Source organism: Kitasatospora acidiphila, from assembly GCF_006636205.1.
In the GTDB taxonomy this organism is placed as follows: domain Bacteria; phylum Actinomycetota; class Actinomycetes; order Streptomycetales; family Streptomycetaceae; genus Kitasatospora; species Kitasatospora acidiphila.
In genome coordinates, this window is sequence record NZ_VIGB01000003.1 from 4,323,329 (window position 1) to 4,345,128 (window position 21,800).

Consider the following 21,800-nt stretch of genomic DNA (forward strand, 5'->3'; position numbering starts at 1 on the left):
AGGGACGCACTTGCAAGTGCGTACTTCCCCACGGATCGTCACTCTCCGATAGTCAGTGCTGAGGGACACGGCCCCCGGCCGTGTCCGGACGGAACAGGCTGTCGAGGAGAGAACCATGGTCAAGCCCGCGATCCGGGTGCGTTCTTTCCTTCCAGCGTGCCGGGCGGCTGGGCGACGCACTCGGAGTTCCTGGACGAGCGGGGGTGGTTTCCGGTCAGCATCGGGTCGTTCCTGGCTCGGGCCGGCGGGCGGGTGGTCCTGGTCGATCTCGGGCTGGGGGCCGTTGACTTCGCGATTCCCGGTGTGGCGTCCTTCAAGGCCGGCGCGATGCCGGAGAGCCTGGCCGGCGAGGGGCTGACGCCCGCCGATGTGGACACTGTCGTCTACACCCATCTGCACCACGACCACGTCGGGTGGACCAGCGACGTGGCGCCCGCACCGGGGTTCCCCGAGGGCCGCGAGGTCGGCGGGCTGACGTTCCGCGCGGCCCGGCACCTGGTGAGCGCGGCGGAGTGGCGGCACTGGGAAGGCCGCGGGGCGTTTCCCGGACCGGATGCGAAGGCCGTGCAGGAGCCACTGGGCGGCGTGACCGGCTTCGTCGCGGACGGCGAGGAGATCGCCCCGGGCGTACGGATCCTGCCCACGCCCGGGCACACGCCGGGCCACAGCAGTCTGGTCGTCACGGATCCGGCCGGTGCGGACGACCGGCGCCTGATCGTCCTCGGCGACATCATGCACTTCAGCCACACCGTCCACCCGACCGTGCCGCCCAAGGTCGAGTACCGACTCACCGAACTGGGGCGGACGTTGGAGGATCCGCTCGGTGCGATCCGGGACTGGGCGGAGCGGTACATCAACGAGGTGAACGCGGCCCGGGCCGACTATGAGCGCCGGGTGTCGGACGGCTCAGAGCAACTCCCCGTCCCGCCAACGGGAGAAAGGCGGGAGTCCGGCCATCCGGGGACTCCCCGGCCATGCGAAGTGGATGGCCGTGGCGGTCAGCGGGCCACCGCGACACCGCGGTCGACCGTGGCACCTCGGGCGAACTCCGCGGCGGTCGCAGAGGCGTAGGCGGCGGCGAGGCTGCGGAGGCGGTCGGTCTCGGTGGCGAAGTCCAGTTCCTCGCAGCCGGTGGTCTGGGCGGGCGCGGTGGGGACCACCGGGACGTGGCCGGCGCGGCGGAGGGCGGCGGCTGCGCGGAGCCAGCAGGCCTCGGCGAGGGCGGACTGCTCGGGCCCCGCCGCCACGGCCACGATGGCGGCCTGGAACCGCATCTCGGGGTCCGCGTGGCCGGCCAGTACCAGCGCGGCGTCCCGGATCTCGATGGCCAGCCGGTGCAGCCGCAGCCGGGGGCCGCGCCCTAGTCGCTCGGTGAGCACCACCTCGGGTACCGCCGCGGTGAGTTCCCGCCAGAGCGGCACCAGGCGCCGCGCCGTGCACCAGTCCCGCAGGCCGCGCAGCGCCACCCCGATGGCCGGGATGACGCTGCCCAGCAGCATGAGCGTGATCGAGGCCCAGTCGATCCGCAGGACCCAGCACTCGTCGAGGAACATCGGCCTGCCGACCGCCTCCAGCGCGATCTGGCAGATCCGCAGCGCCGAGTAGGCGACGCCGGTGGCGGTGCCGAGGGCGAGCACCAGCAGCCCGGCCCGCAGCGAGCGGGTGGCGGCCCGGCGGACGTGGCTGCCGAACAGCCAGCTGCCGACGCCCATGGCCGCGCCGATGAAGCCGGCAATGATCAGCAAGTACAGGGCGGCCGCGGTCGAGGCGGGGTAGGCCTGGTAGAAGTCCGCCACCTCGGTGGGGCGGTGCAGGGTGAAGAAGGTGGCGACCAGGCCGAGTTGGGCGGCGGGCAGCACGGCGAGCCGGACCCGGCGCCAGCGGGCGGCGAGGTCGGGCCGGGCTGTCTGGGCGCAGAAGGTCAGCCCGGCCGAGCTGGCGACCAGGTCGAGTTGGTGCTTGAGCAGCATCGCCAGGTTGTGCACGCCGCTGGTGGCGTCGATCCAGGCGGCGGGCCACGGCAGTCCGAGGGCGAGCAGCCCGGTGGTGGCGGCGAACGCGGTCCACAGCGGGCGTTGGCGGGGCGAGCGGATCGCGGCGGGCAGGCGCCAGAGGGTGACCAGGCCCACCAGCGCGACGATCAGCAGCTTGTACGGGGAGTACGCGGCGCCGGCCAGGTCGGGCCCGAGGTGCTGCGGTCCGGCGGGGTGCATCACTGCGGCCGGACCGGGTGGCCGAAGGCGGCGTCCAGTCGGTCCAGCACCTCGGTGGATCCGCTGGAACCGCTGGACCGCCGGCCCGCGCCGGCCCGGGTGGCGCGCTCCAGCAGCAGGGTGGCCAGCGCCTCGGCGTCGGCCTCCTGGCGGTCCGTGTAGCCGTTGCGGGCCAGCAGGGCGAGCACCCGGTCGGTGGCGAGGCCGAGTTCCTGGTCGGCGGCCGTGACCAGCGATTCCTCGACGGCAGCTTGGGCCGCGGCCGGCGCGGTCCCGCCGGCGGCCGGGGCGCCGTGGTCCAGCAGCATGTGGGAGATCTCGTGGAGCACGATCTGGGTCTTCAGGATGGGGGCCGCGCCGGCCTCGTAGAAGACCAGGTCGACGGCGGGCAGGCTGATCCACAGCCCGCACGGGAGATCCTGGCCGGCGGCGTTCTCCAGCGGGACCAGTCGCAGCGGGCGGCCGCGCTGCCGGGCGATCGAGTCGCAGAACCGTTCCAGTTGGAAGGGTTTGGGCACCTCGATCCGGTTGACCAGCTCGGCGAACCGGGAGCGCGGCTGTCTGCGCCATCTCATGGCCGGCCTGCCCTCTCCGCACCCGGAATGATCGAAGCGTCAGCATAAGCGTTCGGTGCTGTGCCGGTCACGTGCGGCTGCGGCCCGCCAAGTGAAAAGTCATGGTCGATTCGTATGCGGTCGCCTTCACCAACGGAGGTCGCCTTCACCAGCGGAGGCGGCCCCTGCCAATGACAGGCGCCGTCACCGATCGGCGGCCGGGCTCAGGAGGCCTTCTTGGTCCGCCCCACCTCAGGCAGCCCCTCGACCGCCCGCACCTGGTCGACGATCGCCCGCAGGCCCTTGAGCGCCCGCGGCGACAGCCCGGCCAGCCGGAACGCCACGGCCCGGATGTCGCTGTCCGCCAGCACGTCGGCCAGCTCGTCCCGCCGTGGAGCGGTGGCGGCCCGCCGGACCGGCCGGTTCTCGGCGGCCGCCTTGAGCTCGCGCAGCCGCACGTCGACCCGGTCGGCCACCGTGTCGTCCAGGAAGTAGGCGGCCGGCACCCCGAAGAAGGCGGCGATCGCCTCCAGCGTCTTGACCGTGGGGTTGGTCTTGGCGCCGGTGCGGATCTGCTGCAGGGTGCCGTGCGAGACGGTGGGTCCGTCCGGGCCGGCCTGCTCGCGGATCGCCTGCGCCACCTCGTGGTAGCTGAACGGGCCGCGGTCGGCGGGATGGATCACCTGGAACAAGTGGTCCAGCTTCTCGGCCAGGGAGCGGGGGGCCGGGGTCTGCTCAGCCGACGGCATCGTCGCTCCCTTGTCCGATCGAACCCGTCCGATTGGACCGGGTGCGTCCAGTATCTACTGAAGTAGACGCAGAAATCGAGGAGATCCTGAGTTTTCTCAGCTCATCCTCAGCTCATCTTGACCCGGACCCCATCTGTAACACGGTTGACAGCCCGGGGAGGGTTCAGCGTATGTTCAACCGTGAGCCGTCCAACAAAATAGACGGCCCGCCGGACGGCGCACGGTCACACGGGGGTTGACCGCGCGCCGTCACTTTTTTGCCCCGCGGGCAAGTCCGGCCGCCGCGGGCACCTGGGAGGATGGACGGGTGACCCAGCCAGCCCCGCGCCCCCGCCCCCGCCTGATCGCCACCGACCTCGACGGCACCCTGCTCTGCCAGGGCGGCACCGTCTCGGCCCGTACCGCGGCCGCGCTGGCGGACGCCGAGCGGGCCGGCCTGCAGGTGGTCTTCGTGACCGGCCGCCCGCCGCGCTGGATGCGGCTGCTGGGCACGCACATCGGCGGCCACGGCGTGGCGATCTGCTCCAACGGCGGCGCGATCGTCGACGTCCGCGGGGAGCGGCTGCTGGAGAGCTTCCCGCTCACCCCGGACGCGGCCGGCCAGGTGGTCGACCGGCTGCGCGCGGCGCTGCCGGGCACCGCGTTCGCCTTCGAGTACCCGGCCGGCTTCTCCCGCGAGCCCGAGTACCAGGTGGCCATGTGGGGTGACGACGAGCCGCACCTGGTCGCCCCCGCCGAGCAGCTGATCGCCGGCGAGGCCCGGAACAGCTACAAGATCCTCGCCAAGCACCCCGAGCTGACCCCGGACGACTTCCTGGCCAGGGCCAGGGCGGCGGTCGGCCCGCTGGCCGAGATCACCCGGTCCAGCCCGATAGCCCTGCTGGAGATCAGCGCCGCCGGGGTCACCAAGGCCAGCACCCTGGCCCGCTGGTGCGCCGAGCAGGGCATCGACCGCACCGAGGTGGTCGCCTTCGGCGACATGCCCAACGACCTGGAGATGCTGGCCTGGGCCGGCGAGTCCTACGCGGTCGCCAACGCCCACCCGGAGGTGCTGGCCGCGGTCGCCCGGCACACCGTGAGCAACCAGGACGACGGGGTCGCCCTGGTCATCGAGCAGATCGTCGACTCCATATCCAGCTGAGCGGCTTGCTCCACCTGATTGGCTTCAGCCGAACCGCCCGTTCACGTAGTCGGCGGTCCGCGGGTCGACCGGGTCACTGAAGAGCCGCTCGGTCGGCCCGGCCTCGACGATCCGGCCCGGCGTGTCATGGCTCGCCAGGAAGAACGCACAGGACTGCGAAACCCGCTGCGCCTGCTGCATGTTGTGGGTGACGATGACGATGGTCAGCTGCCCGCGCAGCTCGGCGATGGTCTTCTCGACCCGTCGGGTGGAGGTCGGGTCCAGCGCCGAACAGGGCTCGTCCATCAGCAGGATGTCCGGCCCCACCGCCAACGACCGTGCGATGCACAGGCGTTGCTGCTGACCGCCGGAGAGCGCGCCGCCCGGGGTGGAGAGCCGGCCGCTCACCTCGTTCCACAGCCCGGCCTGCCGCAGGCTGTCCTCGATCAGCTGGTCCCGGTGCTCCCGGCCCACCTTGATCCCGGCCAGCTTGAGCCCGCTGGCCACGTTGTCGGCGATCGACATGGCGGGGAACGGGTTGGGCCGCTGGAAGACCATGCCGATCCGCCGCCGCACCTCGGCCGGGCGGCGGCCGTGCCGGTAGATGTCCTCGTCGTCGAGCAGGACCTCGCCGGCCAGCGCCGCACCACGCACCATCTCGTGCATCCGGTTGAGGATCCGCAGGAAGGTGGACTTGCCGCAGCCGGACGGCCCGATCAGCGCGGTGACCTCGCCGGCCGGCATGGCGAGCGAGACCCGCTCCAGCACCTTGTGCGAGCCGAACCAGGCGGAGACGGACCGGCTCTCCAGGCCGGACAGCCGGCCCGGATCGGCCGTGGCGCTGGGTTGGGGAACGGTGGTGGTCATCGGGCGAGTCCTTCCTGACGCATCGTCAGTTGCTCAGTAGAGGTTGGGCAGCAGCGCCGCCGCGTTCTCGTAGACGGACCAGAGCAGCGCGGCCAGCACCGGGGCGAAGGTCAGGTAGGCGGCCCGCCGCACCCAGTACCGCACCGCCAGGGTGGCCAGCGCGACCGCGCCGAGCAGCGCCACCGACCAGAGCTGCAGGGCGGCCAGCGCCCCGCTGTCCTGGGCCAGCGCATGGTCCGCCGGCAGCTGCGCCGGGCGGCCATGGGGGCCTCCCCCGCCGGAGGCTGGGGAAGGGTTGGCCTGCGGGTCGCCGTCCAGCCGGGCCCCGATCAGCACGGTGCCGTTCGGGATCCAGCCCGAGTTGCTGGTGGTGAGCACCAGGCGGGACGGCGCCGGGTCGCGCACCGGGTGGGCGCTGTCCCCGTAGACGTTCACGGTGAAGCTGAACTGCCCCTGTCCGGTAGTCACTTGGATCTTGTCGCCGACCCGCAGCTCGCCGAGCCGGCCGAACGGGCCGCCGAACGCGATGCCACGCCCGAAGATCACCGCGACGCCCGCCTGCCCGGGCAGTGCGGTGTCCCGGCGGTGGCCCGGGCCGCGCATCAGGTCCCGCCCGGTGGTGCCCTCGACGACCACCTCGTGGTGCACGCCGATCCTGGGGATGTCGATGATCGCCACCGGCGACCCGTCGGTCGCGGCGCCGGTGGGCCCCAGCTGGTTGGCCAGCCGGTCCTGGAACGTGCGGTACGCCTCGGCCTGGTAGTGCATCTCCTGGAGCGGCGAGAGCGCCACCAGGAAGACCGCGAAGCCGAGCAGCAGGGCGGCCAGCAGGGTGGCCGCCCAGCCCAGCCGGACGGTGATCCGGCGGGCGGTGGACGGCGGTTCGGCCGCTCGGGGCGGCGCCTGGATCGTCGGCAGCACCACGGTGTCGTCGGTCGCGGAAGTGGCGGTCAGCGTCACCGGGCACCCCCGGTGCCCGTCTGGGAACCGGCCCGGCGCCGGCGCAGCCAGCCGCCCAGGAACGGCGGCAGCGCGACCACGGCGAGCAGTTCCACGGCGGTGAGCGTGGTCAGCAGCCAATTGTCCGGGCGCCCACCGACGTTGACCACATTGGCCGCCACCTGGCCCCCGCCGGAGCCGCCGGAGTCGTTCTGCACCACCTCACCGGTCTGCGGGTCGATCGTGGTGCCGCAAGCGCCCGAACCACCGGTGCCGGAGCTGCCGTTGGCGCCACCCGCACCGCCGCTGCCCGAACCGCCGCCCGCACCACCGGACCCGGCACCGCCCTTGCCGCCGCTGCCCGAACCGCCGCCGCTGCCACCGCCGTTGGAGCCGCCGCCGGAACCGCCGCCGGAGCCGCTGCCGCCGCCCGAGCCACCGCTGCCGCCGCCGGCCGAGGGGTTGTTGGGGTCGCAGCTGAGCGGCGTACCCTGCTTGTCGCACGGGTTGGGCTGTGGCGCGTTCTTGAGGATGATCAGGTTGCCCTGGCTGTCGAAGGTCGGATTGGGGCAGTTGGCCAGGGTGTTGGGGTCGACGTTGCCGTTGTTGCCGGGGATGTGCTGCACCTGCAGCAGCCCGCCGCGCACCAGGCCGCGCGGGATCGGCGAGTAGCCGATCGAGTCGATCCCGCCCTTGCCGGTGGCCTGCCCGCCGCAGAGCACGTAGTCCAGGTACTGGCTGAGCGCGGCGCCCTTGTCGTTGGTGAACCGCGGCGGCGGCGGCATGTTCGGCACCCCGGACCGCGGCACGATCAGGTAGCTGTAGCTGGAGATCGGGTAGGAGCGCGGGTCGTTGTTGGTGTAGACCCCGTCCAGGTTCTGCTGCAGGTAGTTCGGGTCGTCGGGCGAGGTGCTGTCGTCGACCCCGCGGATCTTCGCCGCGGTGAGCGCCACGGCCACGTTGGAGGCGGTCGGCAGCGCGTAGTACCCGGCCGGGTTGAGCACTTTCACCACCGGCCAGCTGGAGGTGAGCGCGAAGGCGTACTCGTCATAGCCGATCGAGCCCTGGCCGGTGGGCGCCTCGATGTAGTGCGCGACCTGGTCGGAGCCGCTCTGCGCGATCATCCGGCCGGACGGCGGGTAGAACTCGGTGTAGTCGCCGCAGGTGATGTTGTTGACGCCGGTGCAGTAGGCGTCCCACTGGCTCTTGTGGGTGTGTTCCATCCAGCGGGTGAACTGGGCGGTGGCGCCCGAACCGTCGGAGCGGATCACCGGCGTGATCGGGATGTTCGGCAGCTGCCGGCCGTAGTCCTGGGTGATCTCGGGGTCGTTCCAGTTGGTGATGGCCCCGGTGAAGATGCCCACGATGGTGTCCGGGGACAGCCTCAGATCGGTGACCTGCTTCCCGGCCGCCGTCAGGTTGTACATGAAGGCGGTGCCACCGGCCGTGATCGGCACGTAGGAGTAGCCGTAGATCGGATTCTCCGCATCGGCCGCACCGGAGCCGGCGATCCCCCGCTCGCCCCGGTGTCCCGCTGGGTGCGGAACGGCACGTCCGAGGCGGTGAAGTCGTCCGAGCCGTTCTCCCAGTTGTTGCGGCCGGCCGCCGAACCGTTGGGCGCGAAGTTGAGGTTGATCCCCTGGTTGGCCACATCGGTGCGCCACTTCTCGATCGCCGGCCCGGCCCAGCTGGACCCGTCGGCGTTGAGCGTGGTGGTGGCGAGCGCAGGCGTGGCCTGACTGAGGGTCAGTACGAAGAACGAGAGCAGCAGGGCCACGACCCGGCCGACTCTGGGGCGGTGAGCGGCGGCCCAGGGCATGACGGTTCCTCCGGAAGGGGTGGGTCTGGTCATCGGCCGGCCGCCTGTCGGGCCAGCCGCCGCCGCTGCCGGCGGCTCAGCTCGCCCGGCCGGCGTCCGCCGATCAGCCGGGCGGTCACGAAGAGCACCAGCACCAGGAGCATCAGGGTCAGCCCGGCGGCGAACCCGCGGGAGACCATGGCCGGGTAGGGCTGGCGTACGCAGTTCCAGATGAAGAGCGGCAGGCTGACCTGGTGGCCGGTCAGCGGGTCGGCGTTCATGCCGGAGGTGAAGCCGGCGGTCAGCAGCACCGGCGAGGTCTCCCCGATGCCGCGCGCCATGCCGAGGATCACCGCGGTGGCGAGCCCCGGGCGGGCGGTGGGCAGCACCACGTTCCAGACGGTGCGCCACTGGCTGCCGCCGAGCGCGTAGGAGGCCTCCCGCAGCGTGCCGGGGACCAGCCGGATCACCACCTCGGCGGCCCGGGTGACGATCGGCATCATCATCACGGTCAGCGCCAGCGAGGCCCGGGGCTCGGCGGGCTGGGGCTCGTGAGCCTGGGACTCGGGGGCCTGGGCCCCGGCGCGGCGCTCGGCCTCGGCCCGCCGCTCAGCTTGAGACTCGGCCTGGCGCTCCAGCAGTGCCACGAACCGGCGGAACGCGTTCTGGCAGGTGGCGTACCGCTCATAGGCGCGACTGCTGCGCGCATCGGCCAGGCCGCGCGACCCCGGCACCACCCAGATCCAGCCGATCCCGTCCCGGACATGGGTGATCCGCGCGGTCAACTCGGCCGTCTCGTCGCGCAACTGCTCGACAGCACGGCTCACTTCGGCCATGGTCTCGAAGACCGGCGAGGAGACCGCCACGATCCGGCCGTTGGGCGCCTTCAACTGCCACTGGTAGCGCCCGTTCGCCGCCCGCTCGATCTGGAACCCGCCTCGAACCGCCTCCGACCCCGCCCGGCCCGCACGCAGCTGACCCACCAGGCCCACCCGCCCCACTCCCCGACCCCGTGCGGCCCGGCGCGCTCGACGCAGGACGCGCGGGTGTCGTGTAGAGATCTCGTGCTCGGCTCCCAAGCGGGCACCACCGTAGGTGGGCCGCCCCGAACACGGATAGTGGCGAAGGCCGTTCGGACCGTCTATTGGTCCGGAAGTTCTCCCTCGTTAATCTGTACGGCAGTTGACGAGCTGACGACCGGTCAGCCGCCGAACCAGCCCGCCACGTCGAGCCGGAAGAAGCCCTCCGGCGCCATGGTCCGCAGGTCCGCCTCCATGGCCCGCACCCGGTCCGCGCCCAGCTGCGCCATCCAGTCGCCGCGCAGCCGCTCGAAGATCTGCGCCGAGCGGGCCAGCAGGTCGACGCCGCGCGGCGTGAGCCGAACCAGCTTGCGGCGGGCGTCAGTCGGGTCGTCCACCCGCTCCACATAGCCGAGTTGCAGCAGCCGGTCGACGGTCTTGCCAGCCGCCTGCTTGGAGATCCCGAGCCGGCGGCCCACCTCGCTGGCGGTGGCCCCGGCCTGGCCGACCGCCTGCAGCGCGAAGCCGTGCGCCGGGCGGGCCTCCGGGTGGCCCTGGCGGGCCAGTTCGGCGTGCAGCTCGTCGATGATCGAGCGGAAGCCGGCGAAGAGCAGCAGGGGCAGCTCGAAGCCATAGCTCTCCCGTGGCTCTTGGTGGTCGGGCTTGGCATCGGGCATGACGGAACCCCCTTGCAGAGATGGACAACCAGGTTTACCTTTTTAGTCAACCGCGTTGTCCATCTTAACGAGTGGGAGCTTCGCCATGCCCGTCACCTTCGCCACCCACACCCTGGAGACCGCCCCGGCGGCCGCCCGCCCCGTCATGGAGGGCGTCCAGCGCCACCTCGGCCACCTGCCCGCCGCCGTCGGCCGGCTCGCCACCTCCCCGCAGCTGCTGGAGGCCTTCACCAAGTCCAACGCCCTGTTCAGCAGCAGCACCCTGGAGCCGCTCGCCCGCGAGGTGGTGGTGTTCACCGTCGCCACCCGCAACCGCTGCCACCTGTGCGTCGCGATGCACACCGCCATCGTGAGCAAGCAGGGCGCCGACCCCGAGCTGGTCGCCGCCCTGCGCGACCAGCGCCCGCTCCCCGACGACCGCCTGGAGGCGCTGCGCCTGTTCACCCTGGAGGTCATCAGCACCGCCGGTGCCGTGGCCCCGGAGAGCCTGGAGGCCTTCCTCGACCACGGATACACCCAGCGCAACGCCCTGGAGGTGGTGCTCGGCATCGGCACCTACACCATGTCCACCCTCGCCAACCGGCTCACCGACGCGCCGGTGGACGAGCGGCTAGCGGAGTTCGCCTGGGAGGGGTGAGCCCCACCTGCCACCTTGCGGTCAGCGCCCGGCTCTCACCGTCAGAGCCTGGCCGACCAGCGCACGATGGTCCCCCGGCGGCCCGGGCCCGGCTCGTGCCAGGCCGCCCCGCCGAGGTTCTCGGCCCGCCGCCGCAGGTTGGCCAGGCCGCTGCGGCGCCCGGACTCGGGGATGCCCACCCCGTCGTCGGCCACGGTGAGCAGCACCCCGGGCCGGCCCGGGCGCACGGCGGCCTCCGGGTCGCCGGAGACCGGGTGGCCCTCGGCGTCCAGGTAGACGGTGGTGTCCACCGCCACGCTGACCCGCGAGGCCCGCGCATGCCGGGCCGTGTTGGAGAGCATCTCCCGTAGTGCGGCCAGCAGTTGGCGTTCCGCCTGGTCACCGATCACGCTCTCCACCGGCCCCATGAAGCTGATCGACGGCTTGAAGCCCAGCGCGGCGGCCGCCTGGCTGCCCTCGCGCAGCACCCGGGTGCGCAGGGTGTCGGGCTCGCTGCCGGCGTCGTCGTGCTGCAGGGCGTAGATGGTGGTGCGGACCTCCTGGATGGTGGCGTCCAGCTCGTCGACGGCGTGCCCGAGCCGCTCCTGCACCTCGGGGACGCCCGCCCGGCGGGCCGCGCTCTCCAGCATCATCCCGGTGGCGAACAGCCGCTGGATCACCAGGTCGTGCAGGTCCCGGGCGATCCGGTCGCGGTCTTGGAAGACGGCCAGGCGCTGCTGGTCGCGCTGGCCCTCGGCGAGCCGCAGGGCGAGGGCGGCCTGCGAGGCGAAGGTGGCGGCAAGCTGCTTCTCCGCCTCGCTGAACGGCCGGGCCCCGCGCCCGCGCCACACCACCAGGGCGCCCAGCACCCGGCCGTGGGCCACCATCGGCAGCGCCATCGACGGACCGTAGCGGCGGGCCGCCCGCATCACCAGCGCCCGGTCCTGCGACATGTCGTCGATGAAAATGCTCTCGCCGTCCCGCAGCCGCGCCGCGTACCCCGTGCCGGGCACCAGCTCCCCGGCCACGAACTCGGCGGCCTCGCCGGCGGCGTGCGAGACCCGCAGCCCGCCGTCCCCGGTCGGCAGCATGATCATCCCGAGCTCGGCGTCCGCCAGCTCCCGCACCTGCTCGGCGGCCACCCCGAGCGCGTCATCCGCCTTGGTGGAGAGCAGCGCGGTGGTCACGGCGGCCGCGCCCGCGATCCACCGCTCCCGCCGCCGGCCCTCCTCGTACAGCCGCGCGTTCTCGATCGCCACCCCGGCGGCCGCCGCCAGCGCGTGCACCACCTGCGCGTCCTCGGGCGTGAAGCCGCCACCGCCGTGCTTCTCGGTGAGGTAGATGTTGCCGAACACCTCGTCGCGCACCCGGATCGGCTCCCCCAGGAACGACCGCATCGGCGGGTGGTGCGGCGGGAACCCGGCCGAGCGCGGATCCTTGCTGAGGTCGTCCAGCACCAGCGGCTCGGGCTTGTCGATCAGCACCCCGAGGATGCCCTTGCCGGACGGCAGGTCCCCGATCCGGGCCGCCGTCTCGGCATCGATCCCCACGTGGATGAAGTCCGACAGCCCATGCCCACCGGGCGCCACCACCCCGAGCGCCGCATACCGCGCGTCCACCAGCTCCGCCGCGCCCGACGCGATCCGCTCCAGCGTCGCATGCAGGTCCAGCCCCGCCCCGACCGACACCACGGCCTCCAGCAGCCGCTGCATCCGGTCGGTCACCGCCGCCGCCGACTGCAGCCGCTCCGACACCTCGGTCACCAGCGTGTCCAGGCCGAGCGAGGAGATCTCGGGCACGCGGGGCGGTGTGGGCTCGGGGGCTGCGGAGTCGGAGGCGGGGATGTTCACAGCTACGACCATAAGTCGAACCGGATCAACTCGGGCGGACCAGCATGCAGAGTGGGCTGTCACCACCTTGGGCTATATAATTTTCTGTATATTCAGAGCGTGCACATTCGATGGCAGATCGAAGTCGAGCCAGAAGTTCGCGAGTGATTGGAGCCCCTTGCCGACCCCCTGTACGACAGGGTCGAACGAGCCGCTGACATGTTGGCAGCGCGGCCGACCACACTCGGGGAGCCGTACTCGCGACATCTCGGCGGGAAGCTCCGTGAGCTGCGGTTCACCCTGGACGGTAGCGCCGTGCGCATCACATACCGGCTGGCCTCCGACAGACGGATCGTCCTGCTCACGGTGTTCCGGAAGACGAGGCAGCGCGAAGCCGCCGAGCTGGATCGCGCCCAATTGGCGCAGAAGCTCTGCGTAGCCCAGCACGGCGCCGCCGAACACACCTACCGCCGCTCCTAGGAGGACCTCCTGTGAATCACAGCCAGTGGAACACCCGCCGCACCAGAAGGCTGATGGGCGAGGCGGTAGCGGAGTCACGCGCTTACGTCGAGGCCGGCCATGCGTTCGCGCTGGGACAGGCGGTTTACGACCGGCGAACCGAGCTCGGCATCTCGCAGGGCGAGTTGGCGCGGCGAGCCGAGATGACCCAGCCGCAGATCTCCAACATCGAGGGGGGCGACGCGGTGCCCACCCTGGCGCTGCTCACCCGTCTTGCCAAGGCGCTGGATGCTTCACTCTCGATCGACCTCGACGGCGACACGGCCGCGTTCGCCTTCCATCCACACCCCAGCACGCCCAGCGACGGCCCCACAGCAGCAGCGTGACCCCCCACAGGTACACGCTGTCATAGCACTGCGGAGGTCCCAACTCGCCTGCCCTGCAAGGATGCCCGCACCATAGCCAGCCCGCGGGCCGTGCGCGTGGCGCGTTCGTCCGCCTTGATCGGCACCCGCCCCAACCCCGCACAAGGGCGACAGATCCCGGGGTCGGGCACGGGATCGTGGCACTTGGCGCACTCGGCGTAGGACGGTTTGGGCTGGCCGTGCGCCTTGGGCGGCGGCAGCTTCCGCACCAGGCGACTGCGGAGCACGGCGGCAGGCGAGTGCATGGCCGCCGGCAGACCCGGGAGCAGGGCGTCCGCCAAGTCCCGTTCCGCATAGCCGTGTTCCAGCCACTTGGCCACCAGCGGCGCCAACTCCCGCGCCTCCGCCTCGCCGAGACTCAGTCGCGGCTCGGGGCGAATCACGCGGTACAGCACCGCAACAGCGGTCCGCGTCTGCTCATCCGGGCCCGCTGGTAGGGAAGTTGGCAGTACGGCAGCCAGCGCGACGGGATCACCCGACTCCCTAGGGAGGGTGGGTTTCTTTCCCTGGTCCTTTACGGGAGGAACGTCAGCTGAACCGGCTCTCGCTTCACCGGACACCGGATGCCCGACAGTCGGCAGCCCCAACTGCGGCGTATCGAACACATGCGCCTCGGAGCGGATCGTCCCATCCGCCCGCCGCACCCGCTCAACCCGGTAATACCCCGCCGCCGCAAGCTCCTTGAGCGCCCGCTGCACCGCCCCGCGCCCCTGCGGACTGCTGTCCGCCATCTGCCGCCCGTCCTCCCGCCAGCCATCGGGCCGGGAGAGCAGGTCGACGAGCAACCCGCGCGCGGTGAAACTGAGCCGACGGTCCTGCAACAGGCCGTTCGGCAGCACGGTGAATCGGCGTAGCTGTTCGCTACGATGAATCTGCATGGGAGTTCTCGTCTCCAGTGCCGGGCCCCGGAGTGTTGGCGCACTGCCGGGGTCACAAGTCTTTACTTATCTCGCTGCGCGTAACGTAGCACACGCACAGCGTGATATCTGCCGCTCCCTGAGTCAGTCCGGGTGGGCACGACGGCTGATCCGCTCCCCGCCCCGGGAGGAGCGGCGACTCAACACCCGCACTGCTGCTCGCCACCAGCCTCGCTAGAGCCCTGTGCCACCTCACTGCTCTCCATCGACCTCGCCGGCGCCTCCGCAGGGCACGAGGCCCATCGCGCACTCCTGGCGGTCAGTTACCGGTTGCGGTGTTTCCGATGATTGGGCGAAGTGGGTTTGAAGCCACTCGTGGCGGAACTGGTAGACCGCGCCGACCTGGCGCAGGACGCCGCGCCGGTGGGCGTCTTCGAGGAACGCCATCGCGTCCCAGGGCAGCTGTCCGGTGAACGGCAGCCAGATGCGGGCGACGACCACCCACCGGCCCCATGCGGTCAGGCTGAGGGCGCTTCCGAGCCCGCCTCCAAGCGCTATGAGGAAGGCCACTCTGAGCCCGTCGGTGAGGGCCGGCTGGATTCCAATGCCCCACAGGGAGTGGTGCAACAGCTCGCCGCTGAGCATGCACCCGGCCCCGGACACGATTCCGAGCAGTGGTGCGAACACGAACATTTGCTGGAGCACGGTCTTGCGGTTCTGGTCCAGCAGGTCGCGGGGCCCGGGGGCTCTTTCGAGGGCGATGCGAGCCTCGAGCCAGGCCATCAAGGCGCCTACGAGCCCGCCTGCGAGTGCGAACGAGACCGCGAAGATCACCCCCTCCACCAGCCCGTACCTGACCCACACCTCACGCCCGGAGAACAGAGCGGGCAGGAACCCGTTCAGGGCCCCCACCCCGGCCCCGGCCACGAGCCCTGCCAGGGATCCGATCCCGGCTCGTGCCAGGATCTCGCCCGGAGACCTGGCCCCTGACCTCTCTGCCCGGTTGCCGATGGGCGTCCACACGCGCGAGGGCTCCAGCGCCGCGCCCCGGAAGAGAAACCCGATCCCGTGCGCGAGTGCGAAGACCAGTGCAGCCGGGACGCCGTTGAGCAGTGCGTCCGAGATCCCGTTGGCGAGTCCGTACCCCAGCCTGTACCCGAGCCCGTGCCCAGGTGGGGCGAAGATGAGAACGCCGAGGATCGCGTCCGTGACTCCGACGATGAGTCCGACGCCTGTCCCGGACACCAGTCCGATAAGGATCATGCGTGTCATCAGGCCCATGGCGGTGTCCAGTTCCCACCACGCGAGGTTGGGGCGCTGCTCGCGGGCGAGGTAGCTGAGCCAAGCGGTCACACGTTTCGGATCCCGGTGCCGTTCGTCTGTGGGCCATTCGTCCGGCGCCTTGCGGTCGAGTTGGCGTGGCGGCAGCGGGCCGCTCGGGTAGACCGATGGGACCAGCGATTCCAGCAGGTGACTCTTGATTGCCGTATCGGTTGGGAAGCGCCGGAGATCGGCGAGGTCCCCGGGAAGCCTGCCCTCGATCGGATACTCGTAGACGGCCCGGCACAGCCACAGCATGAGCGGAACCGTCAGGGCTGTGGCCGCAGGGCCGGACGGGTCCCGGACCAGCGCGTCCGTGAGCGGCTTCCAGAGCCTCTGGTGCTGCGGGGTGGCGCTGTCGAACAGGTAGGTCGAGACTTCCGGGGCAGTCAGGGCTTCGGGCTCGACCACGGCGGCCTTGCGGATCACGGACGCGGGCGAGATTGCTTTGAGATAGTCGTCCTTCCGGCAGGTCAGGATCAGGGGTCCGCCCTCCCCGAGGACCTTGTTGAGCTCCTTCAGTGCGACCGGCCGCTCCTCTTCGGGCAGTTCGTCCAAGCCGTCGAAAACCGGCAGGACGCGCCGGTAGGTAACGAGCTTGCTGGCCGTCCTGGCGTCCAGCCATGGGTACTCTCGTGCCAGCTGCCGTCCCAGCCACTCCTTCAGGTGCTCATGCTGTCGCCAGGAGGCGAGCGTGAGCAGGACCGGGACCGGATCCCCCTCGCCCATCTGCCGGATCAGCTCGATCACCAGCAGCACTGCCAGGGTGCTCTTGCCGCTGCCCGCGTCGCCCAGCACGACCAGCCTGCGCCAATTCAGGCCCTTGAACACGCTGGCGAAGGCAGCCAGATCGGCAACGCTGCCCGCTACCGGATCCCCTGTCAGGCGGAGATGGTCACCGGTCTCCTCGATGGAGCTCGCACGCCAGCGAACGGGAAAGGGCTCCGGGGCCGCCAGACCGCGCAGAGCGGCTTCCTCCAGCCACTGCGCCTCCACCGCCATTGCCAGCTTCTGCACCGCCGTCTCCAGCGGATCGACGAATTTCTCGCCGAAGTAGTTGTTCTGGACGTTGTTGTCGCCGATCACGATTGCGGTGTTGAAGACCATGCCCCGCTCAGCGTCAGGCTCCGCAGCGGTCACTTGGACCTGAAGCGGTTGTCCTGTCGGCTGTTCTTGCTGCTCGTGATCGCCGCCGGCCCTTCGGCAGTGATCCCCCTCAGCGTCAGGCTCCGCAGCGGTCACTTGAAGGTGTTGTTCTGCTTGTTCCCGTCGCCGATCACGATCGCTGTATTCCCATTGGTGGTGATCCCGCCGATGTTGTACTTGCCGGACTCCGGGCCGGCGGGCTCGTCAGCTGCCTCGACCTGGTTCACGGCCTGCTGCAGCGCCTCGGCGAACTCCGCATCCTGGTCGGCCGCTTCCTCCAACGCCAGCTCCAACCGCTTCCGGGTTCGCACGGTCAGCTCTGCCCGCTCGGAGGCAGCCTCCTGCGTCATGTTCTTCAGCGCCGGCTCGGCACCCAACCGGGAGACCACCACCTCGTGCAGGCGCTCCATCCCGGCGTCCAGCGCCGAATCGACCTCCGCATCCGCCCGGCCGGCCACCCGCCGTGCTTTGCGCACGGCCCACGCGAAGAAATAGCCCACGACAAGCTCCATGCCCACCACGTTCGCCCCCTCTACAGGACACGTTCGCCAGTACACCGACCATAGCTGCAAGCACCCGGCCGCACGGCGCAAAGCTACGAACCAGCGGCGGCGGCCGAGCAGGACGTCGATCTCAATCCCAGGGGTCCTCCGGGGCCGTCGTGCTGATCCCGGTGTTCTCGGCGGCCACGGGCTCGCTCACCTGACCGTACGTCAGCACTGGTTTGCGAAGGCGGCGTTTCCTGTTCCAGGCAGTGAGGACGGCGGCGGCGATGCCGGCTGCGACCAGGACCGCAGCGATCAGGAGCGGATACGGGAAGTGCTCGTGCCTGGCCGGTAGGAGCGAGGCGGTACTGATCGGGGCGCCGCCGCTCGGCCTGGGGCTCGGCGTACTGGTCGGCGTGGTCGCGGTGCCGGGAGTTGACGGTACCGGGGTGGGCACAGCGGATCCCGACGAACTCGGTCCGCCCGTGCCGCCCGGTCCGCCCGACGGAACCGCTCCACCTACTCCGCCGGTTGCACCCCCTCCGCCGGTTGCACCCGATCCACCTGTTCCGCCGCCGGTCGCACCCGATCCGCCTGTTCCGCCGCCGGTCGCGCCCGCTCCGCCTGTTCCGCCGCCGGTCGCGCCCGCTCCGCCCGACGATGAACCGGTCCCGGTGCCCGAGGGCCTCGCGGTCGGGGTGCCGGGGTTCCCGCCACCCGTCGACCCCGAGGGGGGCGAGGGCGTCCGCGAGGGGGGCTCCGTCACCACGAAGGACCCGAGGACGGTGTTCTGTCCGGAGGCCACCGTGCAGGTCCCACCAACTGGGCCCAGGACGGTCGGCGCACCGCTCGCCGTCCTCGGGGTGACCTGCGCGTTGAAATTCCCGATGGTGATCTTCCCGGGACCTGGCTGGTTGAGTTGCACGGGAGGCGCGGTGCCGGTCGCCGTGAGCATCAAGGGGCCGGACGCCGGGATGGCAGTCCTGGCAACGGACATGCCCATGTGTTCCGCGAGGTTTCCCTGTGGCGCCACCACGGTGCCGTAACCGTCCGCCGATCCGTCCATGCTCGTGGCGCCGAAGGCGGCCGCGGACTGTGCGAAGAACGGGTCCACCTTCATCGTCGCACGGATGGTGAACGTCGGGCTGAGGCCCACCACCATCGAGGTCGGGACATCCGCCTCGATCGTGACGTCTGCGGTGGCGCCGAACACCCCCCCATCCGAGCAGTTGTAGCGCAGTGTGAGCGAGGCAGAGGCAGCCGCGGAGGGCTCGGCGTCGGGCACCGCCGCCACCCCGACGGCAGCCAGGACCGTTGCCGCCACCCTGAGGACGGTCCGTGCCCCGAACCCTCCCGCGCGGCGTCCCTTGCCGAGCGCGACATTCATGATCACTCCCCGCGGCGGCCTCTCCGATTCCCCGGTACCAGTCAGTGTGGCGATCGGTCATAAACGGATGATTGCAGCCGACGTGTCGTACTTTGCACTATTGCTGACGGTGACTCAGATACCCGCCAGCTCCTTCAGCAACCAGCGAGCACGTGCAGGCCGTGTGGAGCCATGGAGCGACTGCCCAGGAGAGCGAGGATGATCAAGTCGCCGCTGGCTCACCAGCCCAGGCGCCCCCGCATCACTTCGCCTTGGGGAAGGGTGACGCGGCCTTCGGTAGGCGCGAGGCGGTCGCGCTCGCCCTGCACGACACCGTCACCTCCAGTCCCGCAGCGCCTGCAGGTGTCCTCCCTTCTAGTCGGCTTCCGGTCCAGGCCGTCGGGATCGGCGCTGGGGGGCTCCGAGGTGGGTGAGAACTGCGAGGACGCGCCGGTCGCCGCTGTCCTCGGGCGGGAGGTCGAACTTCACGAAGATGTTTCCGACGTGCTTGTGCACGGCCCGCTCGGTGACCACGAGGCGATCGGCGATCTCGGAGTTCCCGTATCCCTGGGCCATCAGCGCGAGTACTTCGCGTTCGCGTTCGGTGAGCCGCGACAGCGGGTTGCCGCGGGTCGCGAGCAACTGCCGGACCACGTCGGGGTCCAGCGCCGTGCCGCCGGCTGCGACCCGGTGGAGCGCGTCGACGAAGTCATCGACGCGGGCGACCCGGTCCTTGAGCAGGTAGCCGACGCCGGTGCCGTCGGCGAGCAGTTCTCGGGCGTAGGTGTCCTCGACGTACTGGGAGAGTACGAGGATCGGCAGGCCGTGGACGTGTTCCCGGGCGCGCAGCGCGGCCCTGATGCCCTCGTCGGTGAAGGACGGCGGGAGGCGGACGTCCACCACGGCCACGTCCGGCCGGTGGGTGACGGCGGCCGCCACGAAGGACTCGGCGTCCTCGGTCGTGGCGAGCACCTCGTTTCCCAGGGCCTCCAGCAGCGCGGTCAGCCCCTGCGCGAGCAGCGCGTTGTCCTCGGCGATCACGATCCGCACGGGCACTCCACAGTGATCACGGTGGGCCCGCCCGGTGGGCTCTGGACCCGCAGTACACCGTCGACTGCCTCGATGCGCTGCCGGATGCCGCGCAGCCCGGTGCCCCCGCCCTCGGCTGCCCCGCCGCGGCCGTCGTCGGTGATCTCCGCGCGGAGCGTGCCGCCGGCCCTGGCCAGGGTGACCGACACGGAGCCGGCGTGGGCGTGCTTGGCCACGTTGGTGAGAGCCTCGGTGATGGCGAAGTACACGGCGACCTCGATCTGCGCCGGTACGTCACCGAGTCCGCGGGGTCCGCCGGGTCCGCCGGGCTGCCCGAGTTCGCCGAGTTCGACGGTGGCGGGCACCGGGCAGCGGGCAACGACCGCCGAGACCGCACCGGCGAGGCCCCGGTCGGCGAGGATCGGCGGGTAGACGGAGCGCAGCACGTCGCGCAGTTCGGCCATTGCCTCCTCGGCGCCCTCCCGTGCCCGGGTCAGCAGCGGGCCGACCGCGGCGGGGTCGGCGCTCAGCGTCCTTTCGGCGAGCCCGAGTTGCATGGCCAGGGACACCAGCCGGGCCTGGGTGCCGTCGTGCAGGTCCCGTTCGATGCGGCGCAGTTCGTTGCCGTGCGCGTCGATCGCCCCGGTGCGTGTCCGGTCCAGTGTCGACACGCGTTCGGCGAGGACCGCGGCGGCCGAGGGGGCGAGCAGCCACCGGCTCACGGACGCCGCCAGCCTGGCGAGCAGCGGCGGGCCGACCAGGGCGAGCAGCACGCTCAGCAGGAACTGCGGCACCCCGGCGTAGACCGCGGATCCCCAGCTGTCGATCGGGACGTTCAGGATCAGCCTGATCGGATCGTCCGCGGGGAACAGCCACCACAGGCCCACGAGCACGAGCACGGCCGCCGGGAACAGGAACAGCGCCGCGCCGATGAGCCCGAGTGCGGTGCCGGCGACCGTCATGACGGCTGCCCACCGCAGGTCGCGGCCGGTTGCCGGGTCCGACAGCACCGCCATCAGGCGCCTTCGCGCTTGCGGCCCGGCCGGTGGCGTGGACGCCGCCGCCCACCGTCCCAGCCGGTCGCGTTCGCCGTCGGCCAGCCGGCGCAGCAGCCGGAGCTCGAGCGGCAGGATGAGCAGACCCAGACCGACCAGGCACAGTACGGCCGAGTACATGAGGACGGGCACCAGCACGACCAGGGCCAGTGCGCGGACGAACACGGTTGCGCAGTACCCGGCGGCACGGGCCGAACGCGCCGCGCTCGCTCGCGTCATCGATAAGTCGTTCACGGCGGCCAGTCTTCCCCTTCTCGGCCTCCCGCCGCAGTGGAGCGTGCTACACCATTGGTCGGCGAGCCTGCACGATCGCCCCGGTCACCCTGCGGTTCGTAGCGTCAAAGCCATGGAACGAACCAGCACTTCGGGCAGCTCCCGCTCCGATCTCATCCTCTTCTTGTCGATCAGTTTCATCGGTGCGTGGATCACGATGATCCCACTCTGGGTGGAAGGCCTCCGCCGGACGAGCGCCGCGCAGGGGACGCCGCGGCTCGCGGCGCTGTGCATGATCCTGATGATGCTGGTGCCGGCGCTGACTGCGTTCGGTCTCACCGCGCGCGGCCGGGGACCGCGCCAGGCCGTACGGGTCCTCGGACTCGCCAGGGCCACACCGTGGCGTCACGAAGTCCGCTCCGTCGCGGTCGCGCTGACGATCCCGCTCGGCCTCACCGCCGCCGGCCTGACCGTGGCCGCGCTCGTCGGCTGGTACACCCCGGCGCACCTGCCCGGGCCGGCCACCGTCGCGCCGCTCGTGCTGAGCGCGCTGCTGTCCGTACCGCTGTACTTCGGTGAGGAACTCGGCTGGCAGGGCTACCTGTTGCCCCGGCTGCTCCGCTACGGCAGGACCCGGGGCCTCCTGATCGGCGGCGCGATCTGGGGGGCGTGGCACGTCCCGATGACGGCGCTCGGCGGAAGCTACCCCGGCCATTCGGTGCTGCTGGGCATACCCGTCGCCGTGGTGACCGCGATGCTGCTCGGAACGGTGATCGCCACCGTCCGGTTGTCCACCGGATCGGTGTGGGCGGCCGTCGCGGCGCACCTGTCGCTCAACGAGTTCACGCTGCCGCTCACCCGCGAGGTGTCGGGCCGCCTCGTCGACCCGCTGCTCGCCGGACCGCTGAGCATCTCGACCTGGCCGGTGACCGCCCTCGCCGTGCTGGGCAGCTGGCTGGCCTACCGACGGCGCGCCGGGCGGGACCAGCCCCTGCCGGCGGTGGAAGGTCGGCTGACCGCGTCCCGCTAGCACCCGAGCCCTTGCGAAGGCCGGATGCGAGCAG

General features: G+C 71.3%; 22 protein-coding genes and 1 pseudogene. 6 read left to right on the plus strand and 17 right to left on the minus strand.

Features of this window, described 5'->3' with window-relative positions; genetic code table 11:
- Positions 1-156: 156 nt before the first annotated feature.
- Positions 157-1,071, plus strand: a complete 915-nt coding sequence (locus tag E6W39_RS20330; RefSeq protein WP_220140238.1) for an MBL fold metallo-hydrolase — start codon at positions 157-159, stop codon at positions 1,069-1,071.
- Here the strand turns inward: E6W39_RS20330 and E6W39_RS20335 are convergent.
- The 3 genes from E6W39_RS20335 to E6W39_RS20345 all read right to left on the minus strand — a co-directional run bounded on the left by E6W39_RS20335 (position 999) and on the right by E6W39_RS20345 (position 3,516).
- The gene (locus tag E6W39_RS20335) at positions 999-2,213 is read right to left on the minus strand and encodes an MAB_1171c family putative transporter (RefSeq protein WP_141634737.1); all 1,215 of its coding nucleotides are present in this window, start codon (positions 2,211-2,213) and stop codon (positions 999-1,001) included. The two genes, E6W39_RS20330 and E6W39_RS20335, sit on opposite strands and share 73 nt — an antisense overlap.
- Complete coding sequence (locus E6W39_RS20340; protein WP_141634738.1) at positions 2,213-2,788, minus strand: hypothetical protein; 576 nt, start codon at positions 2,786-2,788, stop codon at positions 2,213-2,215. Before E6W39_RS20340 ends, E6W39_RS20335 begins: the two co-directional genes overlap by 1 nt.
- Before the next feature lie 203 nt (positions 2,789-2,991).
- A complete protein-coding gene (locus E6W39_RS20345) occupies positions 2,992-3,516 on the minus strand; it encodes a helix-turn-helix domain-containing protein (RefSeq protein ID WP_141634739.1) in 525 nt (174 codons plus the stop codon).
- A 307-nt stretch (positions 3,517-3,823) separates the two neighbouring features.
- Here E6W39_RS20345 and E6W39_RS20350 point away from each other — a divergent pair, with 307 nt between their 5' ends.
- Positions 3,824-4,657, plus strand: a complete 834-nt coding sequence (locus tag E6W39_RS20350; protein ID WP_141634740.1) for an HAD family hydrolase — start codon at positions 3,824-3,826, stop codon at positions 4,655-4,657.
- 24 nt (positions 4,658-4,681) lie between these two features.
- Here the strand turns inward: E6W39_RS20350 and E6W39_RS20355 are convergent, their stop codons facing one another.
- From E6W39_RS20355 to E6W39_RS20380, 6 genes are all read right to left on the minus strand, one after another.
- Positions 4,682-5,503, minus strand: a complete 822-nt coding sequence (locus E6W39_RS20355; RefSeq protein WP_141634741.1) for a phosphate ABC transporter ATP-binding protein — start codon at positions 5,501-5,503, stop codon at positions 4,682-4,684.
- 33 nt (positions 5,504-5,536) lie between these two features.
- Positions 5,537-6,463 carry a sortase gene (locus tag E6W39_RS20360; protein WP_228718243.1) on the minus strand — a complete coding sequence of 309 codons (927 nt, stop codon included), beginning with the start codon at positions 6,461-6,463 and terminating at the stop codon, positions 5,537-5,539.
- Positions 6,460-7,899, minus strand: a complete 1,440-nt coding sequence (locus tag E6W39_RS20365; protein ID WP_220140239.1) for a substrate-binding domain-containing protein — start codon at positions 7,897-7,899, stop codon at positions 6,460-6,462. The genes E6W39_RS20360 and E6W39_RS20365 overlap by 4 nt, the downstream gene beginning before the upstream one ends.
- Complete coding sequence (locus E6W39_RS40505; RefSeq protein WP_141634742.1) at positions 7,857-8,261, minus strand: type 2 periplasmic-binding domain-containing protein; 405 nt, start codon at positions 8,259-8,261, stop codon at positions 7,857-7,859. Before E6W39_RS40505 ends, E6W39_RS20365 begins: the two co-directional genes overlap by 43 nt.
- 29 nt (positions 8,262-8,290) lie before the next feature.
- Positions 8,291-9,232 (minus strand): ABC transporter permease subunit, encoded by a 942-nt coding sequence (locus E6W39_RS20375; RefSeq protein WP_181799366.1) that lies wholly within the window; start codon positions 9,230-9,232, stop codon positions 8,291-8,293.
- 209 nt (positions 9,233-9,441) lie between these two features.
- Complete coding sequence (locus E6W39_RS20380; RefSeq protein WP_141634744.1) at positions 9,442-9,936, minus strand: MarR family winged helix-turn-helix transcriptional regulator; 495 nt, start codon at positions 9,934-9,936, stop codon at positions 9,442-9,444.
- A gap of 85 nt (positions 9,937-10,021) precedes the next feature.
- On the opposite strand from E6W39_RS20380, the gene E6W39_RS20385 reads away from it, so the two are divergent.
- On the plus strand, positions 10,022-10,573 hold the full coding sequence (locus E6W39_RS20385; RefSeq protein WP_141634745.1) for a carboxymuconolactone decarboxylase family protein: 552 nt from the start codon (positions 10,022-10,024) through the stop codon (positions 10,571-10,573).
- A gap of 41 nt (positions 10,574-10,614) precedes the next feature.
- Here E6W39_RS20385 and E6W39_RS20390 read toward each other — a convergent pair whose 3' ends face one another.
- Positions 10,615-12,414, minus strand: a complete 1,800-nt coding sequence (locus E6W39_RS20390; protein WP_141634746.1) for a sensor histidine kinase — start codon at positions 12,412-12,414, stop codon at positions 10,615-10,617.
- Between the two features lie 135 nt (positions 12,415-12,549).
- Between E6W39_RS20390 and E6W39_RS20395 the strand changes: the two genes are divergently transcribed.
- A complete protein-coding gene (locus E6W39_RS20395; protein WP_228718245.1) occupies positions 12,550-12,861 on the plus strand; it encodes a type II toxin-antitoxin system RelE/ParE family toxin in 312 nt (103 codons plus the stop codon).
- Positions 12,862-12,872: 11 nt separating this feature from the next.
- The gene (locus E6W39_RS20400; RefSeq protein ID WP_141634747.1) at positions 12,873-13,226 is read left to right on the plus strand and encodes a helix-turn-helix domain-containing protein; all 354 of its coding nucleotides are present in this window, start codon (positions 12,873-12,875) and stop codon (positions 13,224-13,226) included.
- Positions 13,227-13,246: 20 nt separating this feature from the next.
- On the opposite strand, the gene E6W39_RS20405 is transcribed toward E6W39_RS20400, so the two are convergent.
- The 7 genes and pseudogenes from E6W39_RS20405 to E6W39_RS20430 all read right to left on the minus strand — a co-directional run bounded on the left by E6W39_RS20405 (position 13,247) and on the right by E6W39_RS20430 (position 20,688).
- Positions 13,247-14,143, minus strand: coding sequence for a helix-turn-helix domain-containing protein (locus E6W39_RS20405; protein WP_141634748.1), 897 nt, complete (start codon positions 14,141-14,143; stop codon positions 13,247-13,249).
- A gap of 231 nt (positions 14,144-14,374) precedes the next feature.
- Positions 14,375-16,549: an NACHT domain-containing protein gene (locus tag E6W39_RS20410; protein WP_141634749.1), complete on the minus strand. Its 2,175-nt coding sequence runs from the start codon at positions 16,547-16,549 to the stop codon at positions 14,375-14,377.
- A 131-nt stretch (positions 16,550-16,680) separates the two neighbouring features.
- Positions 16,681-17,100, minus strand: a complete 420-nt coding sequence (locus E6W39_RS20415) for a hypothetical protein (RefSeq protein WP_220140240.1) — start codon at positions 17,098-17,100, stop codon at positions 16,681-16,683.
- Between the two features lie 121 nt (positions 17,101-17,221).
- The gene (locus tag E6W39_RS39535) at positions 17,222-17,530 is read right to left on the minus strand and encodes a hypothetical protein (protein ID WP_181799367.1); all 309 of its coding nucleotides are present in this window, start codon (positions 17,528-17,530) and stop codon (positions 17,222-17,224) included.
- 330 nt (positions 17,531-17,860) lie between these two features.
- A pseudogene (locus tag E6W39_RS44235) lies at positions 17,861-18,460 on the minus strand (DUF6801 domain-containing protein); the annotation flags it as partial.
- A 354-nt stretch (positions 18,461-18,814) separates the two neighbouring features.
- Positions 18,815-19,489: a response regulator transcription factor gene (locus tag E6W39_RS20425; RefSeq protein ID WP_141634752.1), complete on the minus strand. Its 675-nt coding sequence runs from the start codon at positions 19,487-19,489 to the stop codon at positions 18,815-18,817.
- Positions 19,477-20,688, minus strand: coding sequence for a sensor histidine kinase (locus E6W39_RS20430; RefSeq protein WP_220140241.1), 1,212 nt, complete (start codon positions 20,686-20,688; stop codon positions 19,477-19,479). Before E6W39_RS20430 ends, E6W39_RS20425 begins: the two co-directional genes overlap by 13 nt.
- Here E6W39_RS20430 and E6W39_RS20435 point away from each other — a divergent pair.
- Positions 20,642-21,766, plus strand: coding sequence for a CPBP family intramembrane glutamic endopeptidase (locus tag E6W39_RS20435; protein ID WP_220140242.1), 1,125 nt, complete (start codon positions 20,642-20,644; stop codon positions 21,764-21,766). The genes E6W39_RS20430 and E6W39_RS20435 overlap by 47 nt on opposite strands.
- Positions 21,767-21,800: the final 34 nt, after the last annotated feature.

Coding starts and splice junctions, on each gene's coding strand:
- E6W39_RS20335 (WP_141634737.1), bottom strand. CDS start 2,213: ATGCACCCCGCCGGACCGCAGCACCTCGGGCCCGACCTGGCCGGCGCC.
- E6W39_RS20340 (WP_141634738.1), bottom strand. CDS start 2,788: ATGAGATGGCGCAGACAGCCGCGCTCCCGGTTCGCCGAGCTGGTCAAC.
- E6W39_RS20345 (WP_141634739.1), bottom strand. CDS start 3,516: ATGCCGTCGGCTGAGCAGACCCCGGCCCCCCGCTCCCTGGCCGAGAAG.
- E6W39_RS20355 (WP_141634741.1), bottom strand. CDS start 5,503: ATGACCACCACCGTTCCCCAACCCAGCGCCACGGCCGATCCGGGCCGG.
- E6W39_RS40505 (WP_141634742.1), bottom strand. CDS start 8,261: ATGCCCTGGGCCGCCGCTCACCGCCCCAGAGTCGGCCGGGTCGTGGCC.
- E6W39_RS20380 (WP_141634744.1), bottom strand. CDS start 9,936: ATGCCCGATGCCAAGCCCGACCACCAAGAGCCACGGGAGAGCTATGGC.
- E6W39_RS20385 (WP_141634745.1), top strand. CDS start 10,022: ATGCCCGTCACCTTCGCCACCCACACCCTGGAGACCGCCCCGGCGGCC.
- E6W39_RS20390 (WP_141634746.1), bottom strand. CDS start 12,414: ATGGTCGTAGCTGTGAACATCCCCGCCTCCGACTCCGCAGCCCCCGAG.
- E6W39_RS20405 (WP_141634748.1), bottom strand. CDS start 14,143: ATGCAGATTCATCGTAGCGAACAGCTACGCCGATTCACCGTGCTGCCG.
- E6W39_RS20410 (WP_141634749.1), bottom strand. CDS start 16,549: ATGGTCTTCAACACCGCAATCGTGATCGGCGACAACAACGTCCAGAAC.
- E6W39_RS20415 (WP_220140240.1), bottom strand. CDS start 17,100: ATGGAGCTTGTCGTGGGCTATTTCTTCGCGTGGGCCGTGCGCAAAGCA.
- E6W39_RS20435 (WP_220140242.1), top strand. CDS start 20,642: ATGAGGACGGGCACCAGCACGACCAGGGCCAGTGCGCGGACGAACACG.